At 27.7% G+C, this 17,334-nt stretch carries 16 protein-coding genes; all 16 read left to right on the forward strand.

Annotation, left to right across the window (positions count from 1 at the left end; translation table 11 throughout):
* Nucleotides 1-4 precede the first annotated feature (4 nt).
* The 16 genes from B2S02_RS13730 to B2S02_RS13805 all read left to right on the forward strand — a co-directional run bounded on the left by B2S02_RS13730 (nucleotide 5) and on the right by B2S02_RS13805 (nucleotide 17,250).
* The gene (locus B2S02_RS13730) at nucleotides 5-682 is read left to right on the forward strand and encodes an acetyltransferase (protein ID WP_346846583.1); all 678 of its coding nucleotides are present in this window, start codon (nucleotides 5-7) and stop codon (nucleotides 680-682) included.
* Entirely contained in the window at nucleotides 648-1,796 is a 1,149-nt protein-coding gene (locus tag B2S02_RS13735; RefSeq protein ID WP_346879187.1) for a glycosyltransferase family 4 protein, read from the forward strand. The genes B2S02_RS13730 and B2S02_RS13735 overlap by 35 nt, the downstream gene beginning before the upstream one ends.
* A gap of 65 nt (nucleotides 1,797-1,861) precedes the next feature.
* Nucleotides 1,862-2,968 (forward strand): glycosyltransferase family 4 protein, encoded by a 1,107-nt coding sequence (locus tag B2S02_RS13740; RefSeq protein WP_346920891.1) that lies wholly within the window; start codon nucleotides 1,862-1,864, stop codon nucleotides 2,966-2,968.
* A gap of 57 nt (nucleotides 2,969-3,025) precedes the next feature.
* Nucleotides 3,026-3,922 carry a glycosyltransferase family A protein gene (locus tag B2S02_RS13745; RefSeq protein WP_346846586.1) on the forward strand — a complete coding sequence of 299 codons (897 nt, stop codon included), beginning with the start codon at nucleotides 3,026-3,028 and terminating at the stop codon, nucleotides 3,920-3,922.
* 13 nt (nucleotides 3,923-3,935) lie between these two features.
* On the forward strand, nucleotides 3,936-5,021 hold the full coding sequence (locus tag B2S02_RS13750; protein ID WP_346846587.1) for an EpsG family protein: 1,086 nt from the start codon (nucleotides 3,936-3,938) through the stop codon (nucleotides 5,019-5,021).
* Between the two features lie 20 nt (nucleotides 5,022-5,041).
* Nucleotides 5,042-6,202, forward strand: coding sequence for a glycosyltransferase family 1 protein (locus B2S02_RS13755; protein WP_346846588.1), 1,161 nt, complete (start codon nucleotides 5,042-5,044; stop codon nucleotides 6,200-6,202).
* Entirely contained in the window at nucleotides 6,174-7,364 is a 1,191-nt protein-coding gene (locus tag B2S02_RS13760) for a glycosyltransferase (RefSeq protein ID WP_346876939.1), read from the forward strand. Before B2S02_RS13755 ends, B2S02_RS13760 begins: the two co-directional genes overlap by 29 nt.
* A gap of 88 nt (nucleotides 7,365-7,452) precedes the next feature.
* Nucleotides 7,453-8,565: a polysaccharide pyruvyl transferase family protein gene (locus B2S02_RS13765; RefSeq protein ID WP_346846590.1), complete on the forward strand. Its 1,113-nt coding sequence runs from the start codon at nucleotides 7,453-7,455 to the stop codon at nucleotides 8,563-8,565.
* Between the two features lie 10 nt (nucleotides 8,566-8,575).
* Nucleotides 8,576-9,766: a glycosyltransferase gene (locus tag B2S02_RS13770; protein WP_346876938.1), complete on the forward strand. Its 1,191-nt coding sequence runs from the start codon at nucleotides 8,576-8,578 to the stop codon at nucleotides 9,764-9,766.
* 51 nt (nucleotides 9,767-9,817) lie between these two features.
* Complete coding sequence (locus B2S02_RS13775; RefSeq protein WP_346846592.1) at nucleotides 9,818-11,008, forward strand: glycosyltransferase; 1,191 nt, start codon at nucleotides 9,818-9,820, stop codon at nucleotides 11,006-11,008.
* Between the two features lie 29 nt (nucleotides 11,009-11,037).
* Nucleotides 11,038-12,225 (forward strand): glycosyltransferase, encoded by a 1,188-nt coding sequence (locus B2S02_RS13780; RefSeq protein ID WP_346846593.1) that lies wholly within the window; start codon nucleotides 11,038-11,040, stop codon nucleotides 12,223-12,225.
* Entirely contained in the window at nucleotides 12,191-13,138 is a 948-nt protein-coding gene (locus B2S02_RS13785; RefSeq protein WP_346920892.1) for a glycosyltransferase family 2 protein, read from the forward strand. Before B2S02_RS13780 ends, B2S02_RS13785 begins: the two co-directional genes overlap by 35 nt.
* A gap of 10 nt (nucleotides 13,139-13,148) precedes the next feature.
* A complete protein-coding gene (locus B2S02_RS13790; RefSeq protein WP_346920893.1) occupies nucleotides 13,149-13,952 on the forward strand; it encodes a glycosyltransferase family 2 protein in 804 nt (267 codons plus the stop codon).
* A gap of 166 nt (nucleotides 13,953-14,118) precedes the next feature.
* Entirely contained in the window at nucleotides 14,119-14,940 is an 822-nt protein-coding gene (locus B2S02_RS13795) for an ABC transporter permease (protein ID WP_346846596.1), read from the forward strand.
* Between the two features lie 10 nt (nucleotides 14,941-14,950).
* Nucleotides 14,951-16,231, forward strand: a complete 1,281-nt coding sequence (locus B2S02_RS13800; RefSeq protein WP_346920894.1) for a polysaccharide ABC transporter ATP-binding protein — start codon at nucleotides 14,951-14,953, stop codon at nucleotides 16,229-16,231.
* 101 nt (nucleotides 16,232-16,332) lie between these two features.
* Nucleotides 16,333-17,250, forward strand: a complete 918-nt coding sequence (locus B2S02_RS13805) for a phosphodiester glycosidase family protein (RefSeq protein ID WP_346879182.1) — start codon at nucleotides 16,333-16,335, stop codon at nucleotides 17,248-17,250.
* The last annotated feature ends 84 nt before the right edge of the window (nucleotides 17,251-17,334 follow it).

Genomic DNA, 17,334 nt, shown 5'->3' on the forward strand with positions numbered 1-17,334 from the left:
TGCTATGAAAAAAGTTATCATTATAGGAGCAGGAGGAGTTGGAAGAGAAGTTGCATTAATAATAAATCAAATTAATAATTTTAAACCAACTTGGAATATAATTGGATTCCTAGATGATAATCCAACAAATTTAGGGAAAACTTTAAACGGACATAGAATTATAGGAAATGTTGAGTTATTAAATTACATTAGTAAAGACATATATGTTGTTGTAGCTATATCAAACTATAGAGTAAAGAAAGAAATAGTTTCAAAGTTAGAGGGAAAGTTTAAATTCGCAACTTTAATTCATCCAAGAGTATCCATACATGATTTTATGACTGTGGGACATGGGACAATAATATATGAAGGAGCAATTTTAACAACAGATATTAAAATCGGAGAACATGTAATAATAAGTCCTAAATGTGGTATTGGTCATGATTCTATTATAAAAGATTATGTATCCTTGTTATGGAACGTAAATATTTCAGGAGGAGATATTATTGAAGAAGGAGTACTTATGGGATCCTGCTCTACGGTAATTCAAAATTTAAAAATAGGAAAGGGAGCAATAATAGGAGCTGGCTCTGTAGTAGTAAAGGATATCCCAGCTTATAGTACTGCTGTAGGAGTTCCTGCAAGGGTCATAAGGGAAGAGGAAGTTTATGAAAAAGATATTATATATAACAACAGTAAGTAGAACAATTAATGCATTTTTAATTCCACATATAGAAATGTTAATAGATAAAGGATATGTTGTTGATTGCGCATGCTTTATAGATAAACCTATAGACAAGAGATTAATATCCAAAGGAGTTAAAGTATACAATGTACCATTTTGTAGAAAACCTTTAAGTTTAAGAAATTTTAAAGCTTTTTGGAGATTAAGATTTATACAAAAGATAAATAAATATGATGTTGTCCATGTTCATACACCTATAGCAGCATTATACGGAAGAATATTAAAACTTTGGTTTCCTAAAATAAAAATTATATATACAGCTCATGGCTATCACTTTTATAAAGGTGCACCTAAGATAGCATGGTGTATGTTTTATCCTATGGAGAAGCTTATGGCTAGATTTACAGATGTAATAATAAATATTAATAATGAAGACTATGAAATAACTAAAAATAAGTTAAAGCCTAAAATGTGTTACTTAGTTAATGGAGTAGGTATAAATATAGAGGATATTAGACGGACTGAACTAAAGGCAGAAGTGCTTAATATAAAGAAGCTCTCTTTTGATAAAGATGATTTTATAATACTTATGATAGCAGAATTAAATCATAATAAAAACCAACTTCAGCTTATAAAGGCGTTGGAACTTATAAAAGATAAGTATCCAAAGATTAAGGCAATTAGTGTAGGAGAAGGAAATAAGCTAAAAGAGTTAAAAGAGGAAATAGTAAAAAGGGGAATAGAAGAAAATATAAGTTTTTTAGGTTATAGAGAAAACATAAATGAGCTTATAAAAATTTCAGATATAGGGATATTACTCTCCTATAGAGAAGGGTTGCCTAAAAGTATAATGGAGTTTATGTCACATAGGAAAAAAGTTATAGGTACTAATATAAGAGGAATAAGAGATCTTATAGAAAATGAAAGTATAGGTAAGCTAGTAGAAGTGGGAGATTATGAAGCTACTGCAAGAGCTATAGAGGAATATTATCTAGAAGGAGATAGAAGCTTTAATACACCTAAGGAAATAGAGAAATATGATTTAAATAATGTAATAAGTGAGTTGGAGTATATATATGATACTTTAGATTTACAAGACTACTATTTGCCTGAAAAAAATATAAATTTATAAAGCATAACTTATTACTAGAATTTAATAAGTAGCAATGAAAATATATATTGAAGGGATGTAAAAATATGAAAAGGTGTCTTCATATATTACCAATGAATAAGCTAAGTGGAGCTGAAAAAATGGTGCTGCTAATTTGTAAGAATTTAACTAATTATGAGTCGATAGTCCTATGTGGTGGGGACAAGCTTAAAAAAAGTTTTGAGGATAATAATATAAATAGCTATTCCTTAAGTTTTTCTAAGAAGCATATTTTAAAAAATATAAAGTATCTTAAAAATATTATAAGGGATAATGATATAAAAATAGTCCATGCTCATGATAATAATGCTTCAATACATGCTTATTTAGTAAAGAGTATATATGGAGTAGATATAAAGGTAATATCACATATTCATAGTTGCTATCCATGGATAAATAGTAATGGATTAAATAGTAGTATTGATAAGTTATTAAGGCCAAAATATGATTACAATATTACTTGTGGTAAGGTTGTATATGATTTTTATAAAGAAAATACAAATTATCTTAATAGGGAAAAAATATCTATATTATCTAATGCTATGGATGTAGAAGAAATAATAAATTTTAAAAGTAATAAAAGGGCGTGGATAGCTACAAAATATATCATTCCACAGAATGGAAAAGTAATAGGATTTGTGGGTAGATTAGATGAAGAAAAGGGACTTATACCTTTTATAAAAGAATTTGATAAATATAAGGAAAAATTTATAGATACAAAAATTTTCATAATTGGAAGCGGAACACAAGAAGAAGAAATTAGGTCTATGGTAAAAAAATTAGAATTGGGTGAGTTTTTTATATTTACAGGATTCGAAGAAAATGTATATGATTTTTTCCCTATTATAGATGTGTTTTTTCTACCTTCACTTTACGAAGGTCTTCCAATGGTAATACTGGAAGCTATGGCATTTGGAATACCTGTTGTAGCAATGGATGTAGGAAGTATAAGTGAAGTTATAAACTCTCATAGAGGAAGGCTCATAAAGCCAGGAGATTATAGAAGTTTTATGGAAGAATTAAGAAATTTGAAAGAGGATAAACAATTAAGAATTGATCTTGGGAAAAATGGACGTGAATTTATAAAAACCAACTATAATATAAAAAACTACTGTAAGAAAATTGAAAAAATCTATGATAGTATTAGTAAGTGATTTATTTGAAAATAAAAGCAGATATATAAAAAGCATGATTTAGGATGGAGGATATTAATGAAACCAATTTTAACAGTTTTTACGCCAACTTATAATAGAAAAGAACTCATATATAAGTGTTATGAAAGTTTGAGAAGACAGACAAATAAAAATTTCAAATGGTTGGTAATAGATGATGGATCAACAGATGATACTAAAGAGCTGATTATAAATTGGAAAGAGGAAGCAGACTTTCAAATAGATTATATATATAAAAAAAATGGCGGTATGCATAGTGCTCATAATACTGCCTATGAAAATATTGATACAGAACTAAATATATGTATAGATTCAGATGATTATATGACAGATGATGGAGTAGAAAAAATTCTAAAGGCTTGGGAAGAAAGAAAGGCAGAAAATATAGCAGGAATTGCAGCTCTTGATTTATATGAAACTGGTGAGATAATAGGAACAAAGTTTTCAGAAGGATTAAGGGAAGCTACTTTATTTGATATATATCATAAATATGGTATTAAAGGAGATAAAAAACTTATATATAGGACTGAGCTTACAAAAAAATATCCATATCCAGAGTTTGAAGATGAGAAATATGTAGGACTAGCTTATAAGTGTCATAAACTAGATGAGAAGTACAAACTAGCTTTAGTTAATGAACCTGTTTGTATTGTAGAATACATGGAAGATGGGTCTACTAAGAATATGCTTAGACAATACAGAAATAATCCTAAGGGATGGTGCTTCTATAGAATAGAAAACTTAAAGATACCTAATACATCTTTATTATACAGATTTAAAGAATGTGTCCATTATGTATCTAGTAGTTTAATTGTAAAGGATAAGAATTTTTTAAGTGAGGTTCCATACAAAGGGATTATGTTAGCAGCTATTCCTCTGGGATGTATTTTATATAGTTATATAATCTTTAGAACTAGAGATATAAGAAACTTATAGAAAGGAGAAAAAAATGGGAATATATTATGCTACCTTAGCTTCAACTTTTATATTATCATTGCTTGCTAGAATGGCTAATGATAAAAAGTACAAGCTTATAGCTATATTTTGGATTTCTCTTGTAGTTTCGGTTTTAGTATTATTTTCAGGGCTAAGGTCTGGTATTGGAGATACAGGTATGTATAAGCACACCTATAATCTTTTAGTAGAAAATCCTAGTTTTTCTAAAGCTAATGGAGACTATGGTTTTGTCCTATTAAATTTAATTTTAATTCAATTTTCCAATAATCCACAAACTATTGTATTTGTAGTAGCTCTAATAACTCAACTATGTAATGTCTATGTATTAAACAAGTACAGGGGTTATATAGAACTAGAGATATTTATGTATATAGCAGCAGGTTATTTTACAGTTACCATGAATGGACTGAGACAGTGTTTAGCAGCAGCTCTTTTATTTCTATGCGTAAAGTTTATTATAGATGGTAGCTTTAAAAAATACTTATTAAGTGTACTTATAATTTCAACTATTCATCAATCAGCTCTATTTATGATTCCGATATATTTTATAGCAAGATTAAAACCTTGGTCAAAGAAAATATACATGATAATTGGAATTGCTGTATTAGGACTTCTTTTTTATGAGGTGCTAAGCAGTTACTTGTTTAAGATTATAGAAAATACTAATTATGGGTATTATTCAGATTTTGACGAAGGAGGATCAAGTATAATGAGAACCTTTGTAAACATGGTTCCAATTATATTTGCATATTTAAAAAGGAATGAACTAAAAGAAAAGTGGCCACAGAGTAATGTATTTGTTAATATGGCTCTTTTAAATTGCATATTTGTAGCCTTTGGTATGTCAAATTGGATATTTAATAGGTTTTCATTATATTTACAATTATACAACTTTATACTATTGCCGTATATAATACAGAATTGTCTAGAGGGTAAGCAAAGACGAACAATATATTTAGCATTCATAGTGTGTTATCTAATATTCTTTTATAGAGAGCAAGTAATAGGACTTAATATGCAATATAAGAGTGTTTTAGATATAAAATCTATTTTCTATTATACTCCCAATCATAGATGAAAAGTAAGGAGAGATGAGAAATGAAAAGAAATAAGGTGCTTCATATTGTAGGTGGAATGGACGTGGGTGGTACCGAAACTATGCTTATGAATTTATATAGAAAGGTTTATAAGGAGATTCAATTTGACTTTGTTTCTTATTACCATAAGGAAGGCTATTATGATGAAGAAATTAGAAAATTAGGTGGAAGAATAATAAAGTTAGATCCTCCAAGTGAAGTAGGTGTGATAAAATCCGTAATAAATTTAATGAAGATTATAAAGAATGATGATGAGTATAGTGCTGTTCATGCTCATACTTTATTTAATTGTGGAGTTGGAGTATTGGCTGCAAAACTAGTTGGAGTAAAGGTAAGGATATCTCATGCCCATACTACTAAGGATTGTAGTAAAAGTCTAATAAAAAGATTATACATATCCATAATGAAGGGATTAATAAAGGGGTTTTCCACAAACTTTTTGTCATGTAGCGATGCAGCAGGTAAGTATTTATTTGGATACAGTACACTTAAAGATGATAGATACTGTAAATTACCTAATTATATTGATTATGAAAGATTTATTAATAATGAAGGTAGTAGCTATATAAGAAAAAAATTAGGAATAAACAATGATGATATTTTAATTGGAAATGTAGGAAGATTTATTCGTGTGAAAAATCATAATTTTCTAATTAATTTAATGTCAAACTTAGTGAGAATAAATCCTAAATTTAAATGCATTTTAATTGGTGATGGAGACTTAAGGGGGCCTATAGAAGAAAAAATTAAAAAATTAAACTTAGAGAATAACATACATCTGTTAGGTATTAGAGATGATGTGAATAACATACTTAAGGAAATAGATTTATTTATATTACCATCCACCTATGAGGGATTAGGCCTTGTACTTTTAGAGGCACAAGCTTCAGGAGTACCATGTTTAACATCTACAGCTATTCAGCCGGAAGCAGATTTACATCTAGATCTACTTAAGAGATTGAATCTTGAAGCAGGTATAGAAATTTGGAGTAATACAGTAATGAAAATGTTAGAACAATCCAAGGTTGATAAGATGTTAATAAAAAGAACATTTGAGTTTCATGGATATAGAATTGAGGACGTTAAAGGTAAACTATATAAATTATATGGAATAGAATTAGAAGGGAATAAATATGAAAAATGTGCTAATAGCATCCTTTGATATGGAAGTTGGGGGAGTAGAGAGAAGTCTTATAAATATTTTAGAAAGCTTTGATTATAACAATTATAATGTAGATTTGATGTTATATAGACATAAAGGAGATTTTATGAAGTTATTAAGGGGCAAATTTAACATTTTAGATGAGATAGAAGAATACACCACCTTTCGAAAATCTATATTAGAGATATTTAAGGATAAAAAAATTAGTTTAGGATTAGCACGTATTAAAGCTAGAATGGATGCTTCTAAATATGCTAAGAAAAATAGTTTAGAAGAATCTGGGCATGTACAGATGCAGAGGATGTGGCAATTTTCATTGAAATATTTACCTTGTTTAAATAAAGAGTATGATGTAGCTATAAGCTACCTATGGCCACATTATTTTGTAGCTAATAAGGTAAAGGCTAAGAAAAAGATAGCCTGGATTCATACGGATTATTCCTGTATTGATACTGATGTTATAGAGGATATAGAGCTTTGGAATAAATTTGATTCTATAGTAGCTGTATCGGAAGAATGTAAAAATTCCTTTTTAAAGAAATATAACAAACTAAAAAATAAGGTGGTGGTAATGGAGAATATTGTATCTCCAGAGTTTATAAGATTCATGGCTGAAGAAGAAGTGGAAGATGATATAAGTAAAGGAAAAGGCTTTAAGCTTCTATCAGTAGCTAGATTGTCAATGGCAAAGGGAATAGATAATGGAGTTAGAGCTTTAAGAACATTGCATGATAAAGGGTTTACAGATATAAAGTGGTATGTAGTTGGGTATGGGGGAGATGAGGAGATGATAAGAAAGTTAATAAAAGAGAATCATCTTGAGAAAGATTTTATAATACTAGGAAAAAAAATCAATCCATATCCCTATATGAAAGGTTGTGATTTATATGTACAGCCATCAAGGTATGAAGGACGAGCTGTAACTGTTACTGAGGCTCAAATACTAGGAAAGGCTGTAATCATTACTAACTATCCTACGGCTAAAAGTCAGTTAAGAGATGGAGTTGATGGATTAATATGTGATAAATCAGTAGAAGGAATAGCTTCTGGAATAGAAAATATTTACAATGACAGACGTTTAAAAAAGGAAATGGAAGAGTGTTGTGGAAAGAGTAACTATAGTAATATGGAAGAATTAGGAAAAATATATAAGCTATTTTAAGAAAGGGAGAAGATATGGAACCGTTAGTAAGTAGTTTACTCAAAAGAAAAATATGATTTACTATAAATAAAAGATAAGGAATAAAATTATGAAAGTGTGTACAATAACTTGTCATGATGTATATAATCATGGAGCTTCACTACAAGCATATGCATTAATAGAATATTTAAAGCAGATTGGAAATGATGTGGAAATTATTGATTATAAGCCAGATTATTTAAGTGGACATTATAAAATAATTTCAATAGATAACCCTAAGTGGAACAAAAATTATATAACAAAACTTACTTATATAATTTTAAAATTACCATTTAAATTAGAAGCATTGAAAAGGAAGAAAGCCTTTGACACTTTTAAAAATAAATTTATGTCATTATCAAAATATAGATATACATCTAATATACAACTAATAAATAATATTCCTAAAGCAGATGTTTATTTATGTGGAAGTGATCAAATATGGAATTGTTTACGAGATAATGGAAAAGATCCTGCTTTTTATCTCGATTTTGTACCAGATTCTAAAATAAGAGCTTCCTATGCAGCAAGTTTTGCGACAGAAACTATTGATAATAAATACAAAAATTTTGTAAGAGAAAATCTACTAAAATTAGATAGAATATCGGTGAGAGAAAAAAGTGGTAAAAAAATCATTAATGAATTAGAGTTAAAAAAAGTAGAAGTGGTAGTTGATCCTGTATTTTTATTAGATAGAAAAATATGGGATGATATTGGTAATACAGAATTTAAAGATAAATATGTATTAGTTTATGATTTTGATAATAATCCTATTATAAAGAAATTAGCATTGGAAATTTCACATTATAGAAGATGTAAGATATATACTATAAATCACTATAGAGGGTCATATGAGGATAAAAACTTCAAATTCAGTGGACCAGAAACTTTCATATCTTTAGTGAGAAATGCAGAATTTGTAATATCAAACTCGTTTCATGCAGTGGCATTTTCTTTAATATATAAGAAACCTATGGCAATTGTTAGAAGGTTAGAGAATATAAATACAAGGATGAGAGATTTGTTAATTGATTTTAATTTAGAACATAGATATATTGAAAATGACTATATTTTGGATAAATTGTTAGAGGATATAGATTATGCTAAAGTGGATAAAATTTTAAAAGCAAAAATTATTTCTTCAAAAAATTATATAAATGAAGTTTTATCTATCAAAAAGTAGGTGATTAATAGTGAAAAAAGATATATTATTTGTAATTAATTCCTTATCAATCGGAGGTTCAGAAAAAAGTTTAGTTTCTCTTTTAAATGTAATTGATTATTCAAAGTATAGAGTAGATTTGTTAATGCTAAAAAAGGGAGAATCATTAGACAAATATATTCCAAATAAAGTTAATATATTAGATATTCCCAATTTTTATTTATACTTAAACAATGAAAATTACGATAAAACAATAGTTAAGGGATTATTATACAGAATGTGTCGTATAAAATCCTCTATAGATATACGATTAAATAAATTAAAGAGTAAAAAAACTAAAAACAATCAACAAATATTTTATATAAATCAAAAAAATATATTAAAAAGGATTGAAAAGAAATATGATATAGCAATTGCCTTTGCACAAGGATTTCCAACTTATTTTGTGGTAGATAAGATAGATGCAAATAAGAAAATAGCTTGGATAAATTGTGATTACAAAGCTACTACTTATAATAAAGAGTTAGATAAAATGTTTTATGATAAAATTGACAAAATAGTTGCAGTTTCTGAGGCATCAAAAGATTCAATTATAAATGTAAACAAAAATTATACAAATAAAATAGTAGTAATTAAAGATATAGTTAATCCGGATATAATTGTAAATATGGCAACAGAAAAAATTAAAGAAATTGATTCTAATGAAGTGAATATATTAACTGTAGGCAGATTAGTAATAGGATATAAGGGATATGATGTAGCAATAAAAACTGCTAATTTACTAAGAAGTAGTGGTTATAGGTTTAAATGGTATGTTATTGGAGATGGACAAGATAAAGCGAAATTGCAAGATTTAGTTAAAGTATATGACCTTGAAAAATATTTTATATTATTAGGATCTCGTGATAACCCATATCCTTACATGAAAATGTGTGATATATACGTTCAACCATCAAGAAATGAGGGTTTTGGATTAACTGTTATTGAAGCAAAAATCTTGAAAAAACCAATTGTATGTACTAATTTTAATACTTCTAATGAATTAATTAAAAATGAGCAAGATGGTTTAATTGTAGAACAAGATGAAGGACAACTATTAAATGGGATAAAAAAATATTTAGATGACCACAGTTTCAGAGATAAGATCCTTAGAAATCTTAAATCAGAAAGCTATTATAATACAATGAATGAAATATATAAAATTTATGAATTGTTTAAATAGTAACTAAAATATATGAAGTAAGAAATATATTACTATTGTGGATGTGATTAAATGTATAAAATAATATTTATGGTTATTAATATGAACATAGGTGGTACAGAAAAAGCGCTGCTATCGATGATAAGAGAAATGGATAGAACTAAATGGGATATTACTATTCTTATGTTAGAGGAATATGGCGGATTTTTAAATAAAATACCAGACTGGGTTAGTGTTAAGTATGTATATGAATATAAGAGTTTAAAATCATATTTTAATGAGTCACCTTTATCTGTGTTAAAGAAAAATGTAACAGAACATAAATATTTAGAGAGTATCATTATTGCCATCTTATATTTCATCACTAAAATTACTGGGAATCTTAGCTACTATTATAGGTATATCTTTAAAAATATAAAAGCTTTAGATAAAAACTATGATATTGCAGTAGCTTATGCAGGACCTATGGACTTTATAACATATTTTGTAGCAAATAAAATAAACTCAGAAAAAAAAGTACAATGGATACACTTTGATATAGAAAAAATACATTTTAACAAAAGATTAGCATCTAAGCTATATAAAAGTTTTGATAAAATTTTTGTGGTATCCAAAGATGGGTTAGGTAAATTTATAAAGAGTTTTCCTAAGGTAATGGATAAGACCCAAGTATTTTATAATATTCTAGATCATGAGAAGATTAATAGGTTTGCTGATAATGGAGCTTCTTTTAAAGATGATTTTCACGGAATTAGGATTCTTACAGTAGGAAGATTAAGCAAAGAAAAAGGACAAGATTTAACTATACCTGTTTTAGCAAGATTAAAAAGTGAAGGGTATAAAGTACGTTGGTATTGTGTTGGAGAAGGTGGAGCTAAAAGTGAGTATGAGACAATGATAAATAAATTTAAAATTGAAAAAGATTATGTACTATTAGGATCAAGATTAAATCCTTATCCATATATGAAAGATTGTGATATATATGTACAATCATCAAGACATGAAGGATACTGTATAACTTTAGCTGAAGCTAGGTGCTTTAATAATCCAATTATAACAACTAATTTTACTGGAGCCACTGAGCAAATAATTAATGAAGAAAATGGAATTATAGTTAGTGAAGATGCTGATTCCATATATTTAGGGGTTAAAAAGCTATTAGACAATAATGACTTATATGAGGCAATTAGAAACAACCTTAGTAGTAAGATTATAAATACAACAGCAGAAATTGAAAAAATTAGTAGAGTAATTATGAACTGAAAAATGATAGAAGGATAGGAGTAATGCCAGTGAAAAAAGTTCTATTTATGTTAAGCAGTATGAATATTGGTGGAGTTGAAAAGTCCTTGCTTTCACTATTATCAGTTATACCAAAGGATAAATATAATGTTACAATCTTACTCCTTGAGAAAAAAGGCGGTTTTCTAGAATATCTTCCACAGTGGGTAAAAGTAGAAGAAACTAATTGGTTTCAAGATATTAAACCAATTCTTATGGATTCACCTTATGAGACTATAAAAAGTTATATTAAGAAGAGAAAATATCATAAAATTCTTGGATTTTTTTATTCATATTTTAAGAGTAAAAAATCAAATGATAGATATATATATTATAAAAACATACTAAAAAGCATTCCAATGAATATGAAAGAATATGATGCAGCAATAGCCTATGCAGGTCCAACTGAGATAATAGATGCTTATATAACACATAAAATTAAAGCAAAACTAAAAATCTCCTGGGTACATTTTGATATTTCACATCATGAGATAAATAAAAAATTATATACAAAGTTATATGAAAGATTTAATAAGATATTTGTAGTGTCTAAGAATGGAGAGAGAATATTAAATAAGCAGTTTCCAGTTACATCTACTAAATCACAGGTGTTTAACAATTTAGTTTCACATGAATTAATTAAAGACATGGCTCAAGAAAAAATAGATTTTGACAATGGTTTTAAAGGTATAAGAATTTTGACTATAGGAAGATTATCTAAAGAAAAGGGGCAAGATTTGGCAATAAGCGTATTAGATAAATTGAAAAAACAAGGGTATAAAGTAAGATGGTATTGTGTTGGAGAAGGTAATGATAGAGATGAATATGAGAGGCTTATAGAAAATCTTAATCTGAGAAACGATTTTATTTTATTAGGAGAAACTATAAATCCTTATCCCTACATAAAGGCTTCAGATATCTATGTTCAGCCTTCAAGACATGAAGGCTACGGTATAACCATAGCAGAGGCAAAATGTTTAAACAAGCCAATAGTTATTACAAATTTTATTGGATCTAATGAACAGATTGAGGATGGACAGAATGGTTTAATTGCTGAGTGTACTTTAGATAAAATATGCGATAAAATTAAATTTCTTATCGATAATCCAAAAGTTAGTGAGAATTTTTCAAAAGCTTTATCTAGGGAGAAGATAGATACAACATGTGAAGTTAGTAAACTATGTAACTATATTAATTGAAAGGAAAAATAATATGAATCCTAAAATAAGTATAATAGTGCCTGTATATAATGTTGAAAAATATATTCATAAATGTGTTGATTCCATATTAAATCAAACTTTTAAGGAATTTGAACTTATTCTTATAGATGATGGATCAACAGATAGTTCTGGTAAAATGTGTGATGAATATGGTGAATTAGATGAAAGGGTTATAGTGATTCATAAAGAAAATGGAGGACAGTCAACAGCAAGAAACGCAGGTATAAATATTGCAAGAGGTGAGTATATAGGATTTGTTGATAGTGATGATTGGATAGAGGTTGATATGTATAAGATTCTTTATGAAACATGTGTATATAATGATGCTGATATGTGTTTAACTGGTGTAAATGAGGTAGATGAAGGTGGAATTGTAAGATATAAGTATATTCCTAAAGATATAATTTTTAGTGACATTTTAAAAAGAGCACATCCATGGAATAAATTATTTAGAAGAGAGCTATTTTTAAATAATAACTTATTATTTTATGAAGGCAAGTATTATGAAGATTTAGAGTTAATACCTAAGTTATTTTTAAAGTCTAGTAAAGTGAGTGTGGCAAAGCATATAGGGTATAATTATTTGATTAGGTCAGATTCAACAACTGGTAGTAAAAATGAGAAGATATTAGATTTACTTTGGGGATATATTAGAATAAAAGATTACATTATACAAGAAGATTTAAGTATTGATTATAGATATGAGTTTGATAATGGGGTAATATATTTAAAAAGTTTTTATATAGATATACTCTATAGGTATCCTGTAAAATTCTTGTTGAAGAATTTTACAAAAATAAAAAAAAGTCTAAGAAAACTAACTGTTTTTAATTATAAAGATATATTTAAATTTATAATAAATTATATTAGGTTTAAATTTAATAGTTTATAGGTGGGTGTGTATGTGTAAAATAAGTATCATAGTACCAGTATACAAAGTAGAAAAATATATTAATAGATGTATTAATTCAATTCTTAATCAAAAATTTAAAGATTTTGAACTAATACTTGTAGATGATGGTTCACCAGATAATTGTGGTAAAATATGCGATGATTATGCTACAAAGGATAAAAGAATAAGAGTTATACACAAAAATAATGAAGGAGTTTCTTCAGCAAGAAATTCAAGGTTAGATATAGCAAAGGGTGAATACATAGGATTTGTAGATAGTGATGAGTACATACATCCAAATATGTATGATATATTATATAATACTATAATTGATTATCAGGCTGATATTGCATTTTGTGACTATGATATGGTGAATAATAAGAGCATAGAAAAATATGAAATTCCTAAAATATTAAATATAAATAAATTTAATAATGTTGAAGCATTAAATGAGATGCATAAGGAGAATGGAGTTAAGTTTGTTACAGCTTGGAATAAGTTATATCATAAAAACATATTTGAAAATATAAGATATCCTTATGGTAAAATACATGAAGATGAATTTGTAATTCATAAAATATTATTTAATAGTAAAAATACTGTATATATTAACTATCCCTTGTATTATTATTATCAAAATGAAGAGGGAATTACAAATGGTAAATTTACATTAAAAAATTTTGATGCAGCATATGCATATAAAGATAGAATAAAATTCTTTAAAGAAATAAGAAATATTAACTTATATAATAAAGCTCAGTATACATTTGTTTTAAGTTTTTTAATTGCTATAAAAAAGCGTTTAATCTATTGAATATGGATAATACACATATAAAAACATATAAAAAATTATTTGCGTCAGAATTATTATATTTATTAAAATGTCCTTTATTTAGCTTTAAAGAAAAATGTATGTGGGTACTATTTTGTATAAATTCAAATTTGTATAATAAGTACTTACAATTAAAGGGGGAAATACTATGAATGAGGTAATTTTAATAACAGGTAAACCATCTCATAAAAAGAGATTGAAAGAACTGTGGAAATATAGAGAAGTTATAACATTTTTATCATGGAAGGATATTATAGTTAGATATAAACAAACTGCACTAGGGGTACTCTGGGCTATTTTTCAGCCAATATTTTCAATGATAATCATGACATTTGTATTTGGAGGATTAGCAAATATGCCCTCAGAGAATGGGGTTCCTTACGCAATTATGGTGTATTCAGCGCTTTTACCATGGAATTTTTTTTCTGCAGCATTCAATGGTGTATCTAATAGTCTAGTTAATAATGGTCATATGATTAAAAAAATATACTTTCCAAGGCTTACATTACCTATATCTTCTGTGGTTACAGCGTTTATAGATTTTGTTATTTCATTATTAGTTTTATTAATTATAATGATTTTCACTGGATACTTACCTCCAATAAAAATATTATTATTTCCATGTTTTATTATTTTAGCTTTCACAATAGCCTTAGGATTTGGCTTATTTTTTTCTGCACTTAATGTAAAATATAGGGATATAAAATATATAATACCAGTAATATTGCAATTTGGTATGTATTTGTCTCCAGTTGCATATACAAGTTCAGTGATACCAACCAATCTAAGATTAATATATTCCATTAATCCATTAGTTGGAGTGATTGAAGGGTTTAGATGGTGCATTATGCCATCAGCAAGGATATATGTTCCAGCATTAATTTTTTCAATTGTTATTTCATTAATAGGATTAACATTAGGAGTAAAATTTTTTATAAAGTTTGAAGATACTTTTGCTGATGTAATTTAGGAGGATTTATATGGTTCAGGAAGTTTTGAGGGTTGAAGGGATTGGTAAAAAGTATAGGTTGTTATCTAATCAAGATAAAAGTGATACTTTTATCGCTGTTCTTTTAAACTCTATTAAAGGAGCATTTAGTAAGAAGAATAAAATGTCATCTGGTAATGAATTTTGGGCATTGAAAGATATTAATTTTACCGTTAATAGAGGTGAAAGAATTGGAATAATTGGGCATAATGGAGCTGGAAAATCTACTATTTTAAAAGTTTTTTCTAGAATTACACTTCCAACGGAGGGAGAAATTAAAATAAAAGGTAGGATTTCTTCTCTCTTAGAAATTGGAACAGGATTCAATCAAGAATTAACAGGAAGAGAAAATATTTATTTAAATGGGTCTATCTTAGGCATGAAAAAAAAGGAGATAGAGGCTAAGTTTAAGGATATAGTAGAATTTTCAGAAATAGGTGAATTTCTTGATACACCAGTAAAAAGATATTCAAGTGGAATGCATGTAAAGCTTGCATTTGCAGTAGCAGCTCACCTTGATCCAGATATTCTCATAGTTGATGAAGTATTAGCGGTAGGGGACATGAGATTTCAAGAAAAATGTCTAGGAAAGATGGAGGATATAGCAGATGGGGGAAGAACAATACTTTATGTAAGCCATAGTATGAGGACAATACAACAGCTTTGTAGTAGGGTAATAGTTTTAGACCATGGAAAAATTATCTTTGATGGTGATGTAGATGATGGAATAAAAGTTTATATGAATAATAATTTTAATACTACCTCACTAATGAATCTTGAAAACCAAAAAAGGCAATCACATATTATGCAAAGTGCAACTATTATAAGTACGCAAATACTAAATAATAAAGATTGTATATTTACTTCTAAAGAATCTATTACCTTTAAAATGAAATGGAAAGCTGGTAAAGATTTGTTTAATTTAAGACTGAGAGTTGAAGTCTTATTTTCAGATAATACACCAGTTGGTGTAAGCTATTCCAAGCCTTTTGTAAATGCAAAATCAGGCATCATGTATGATGATATATTTAATTTGGATATAAGTACACTAGCTCCAGGAAAATATAGTGCTATATTATTATTAACACAAATGAATCAATATGGTTCATATACCGACGTTGATAGAGTAGAAAGAGCATTGAATTTTGAAATTATACCTGAAGAAAGTGAAATAGAGAAAGTAGCATGGACTCATCGTTGGTGGGGTCATGTATCATTACCAGAGGTTAAGAAAGTTAGCAATACAAATGAAAAAATAACTAAAATAATATAAACAAAAGGACTAATTAGTTTTAAATTAATTGGTCCTTTTGTTTATAATTAACAATAATTGCACATATTTATATTAGTATAAGTATTACAAGGGGAGATATTATGAATGAGAGGAACTCAAAATTATTAAGTAATCTAGATGTTGGAAAGATTATCACAATAATATTATCTGCTATTTTAATAGGGATATTACTATTTTTAGTTGCTAGTTTATATAATTATACTCCATTAAATAGTGAAGTTATTTCTCAGGTAGAGCTTGATGAATTTCCATCTGATACATATGTTAAAATAGATAATGAAACAGGGATTAGGAAGTATGGGTCACCTACAATGATGATCATCATTGAACCTATAGTAAAAGTTAACCCAAACCTTAGATGTTGGATTACAACAGTAAAGATAAAAAATCAAAGTCAGCTTAATTCTGCTTTTTCAGGAGACATTTTTTCCTTAAATATAAAAGAGAAAACATCTTCTATAGCCAACAGGCATAATGCTATTCTTGCTATTAATGGTGCAGCTTGTGGATTTAATACATCAGGATATGTAATAAGAGATGGTGTAGTATACAGAGGTACTGATTTAGATTGTGCTCCATTGGTTATAGATAAGGAAGGAAACTTTAAAATATATGAGTATGGAAAGAAGAATGCAGAAGAATTATTGAGTTTGGGTGCAAGGCATACCTATGACTTTGGTCCAGATCTAATTAAAGATGGTAACATTGTTGATTATGGAGATACATGGTATAAGGAAGATATGCAACCACGCACAGCTATTGGTCAAAAAGGATCATTAGAATATGTAATAATTGTGGTTGATGGAAGAAGTATTAGGTCCAAGGGGATGAGTTGTTATGATTTAGCAATTGAATTTCAAAAGTTAGGTTGCAACCTTGCATATAACTTAGATGGAGGAGGCTCATCTACATTATATTTTAATGGTGAAGTTATAAATGAACCTTCAGATTTTAATGGAGAGAGAAATATTTCAGATATATTATATTTCATAAATTAAATTTAGAGTTATTCAACTAAGGTTGGGTAACTTTTTTAGAGGGAAATATCTAACCATGAAGAATAAAGGTGTTCACATAATTGT

It is taken from the genome of Clostridium sp. UBA7339, assembly GCF_002470865.1.
GTDB lineage: Bacteria > Bacillota > Clostridia > Clostridiales > Clostridiaceae > Clostridium_J > Clostridium_J sulfidigenes.

Coding starts and splice junctions, on each gene's coding strand:
- B2S02_RS13730 (WP_346846583.1), top strand. CDS start 5: ATGAAAAAAGTTATCATTATAGGAGCAGGAGGAGTTGGAAGAGAAGTT.
- B2S02_RS13735 (WP_346879187.1), top strand. CDS start 648: ATGAAAAAGATATTATATATAACAACAGTAAGTAGAACAATTAATGCA.
- B2S02_RS13740 (WP_346920891.1), top strand. CDS start 1,862: ATGAAAAGGTGTCTTCATATATTACCAATGAATAAGCTAAGTGGAGCT.
- B2S02_RS13745 (WP_346846586.1), top strand. CDS start 3,026: ATGAAACCAATTTTAACAGTTTTTACGCCAACTTATAATAGAAAAGAA.
- B2S02_RS13750 (WP_346846587.1), top strand. CDS start 3,936: ATGGGAATATATTATGCTACCTTAGCTTCAACTTTTATATTATCATTG.
- B2S02_RS13755 (WP_346846588.1), top strand. CDS start 5,042: ATGAAAAGAAATAAGGTGCTTCATATTGTAGGTGGAATGGACGTGGGT.
- B2S02_RS13760 (WP_346876939.1), top strand. CDS start 6,174: ATGAAAAATGTGCTAATAGCATCCTTTGATATGGAAGTTGGGGGAGTA.
- B2S02_RS13765 (WP_346846590.1), top strand. CDS start 7,453: ATGAAAGTGTGTACAATAACTTGTCATGATGTATATAATCATGGAGCT.
- B2S02_RS13775 (WP_346846592.1), top strand. CDS start 9,818: ATGTATAAAATAATATTTATGGTTATTAATATGAACATAGGTGGTACA.
- B2S02_RS13790 (WP_346920893.1), top strand. CDS start 13,149: ATGTGTAAAATAAGTATCATAGTACCAGTATACAAAGTAGAAAAATAT.
- B2S02_RS13795 (WP_346846596.1), top strand. CDS start 14,119: ATGAATGAGGTAATTTTAATAACAGGTAAACCATCTCATAAAAAGAGA.
- B2S02_RS13800 (WP_346920894.1), top strand. CDS start 14,951: ATGGTTCAGGAAGTTTTGAGGGTTGAAGGGATTGGTAAAAAGTATAGG.
- B2S02_RS13805 (WP_346879182.1), top strand. CDS start 16,333: ATGAATGAGAGGAACTCAAAATTATTAAGTAATCTAGATGTTGGAAAG.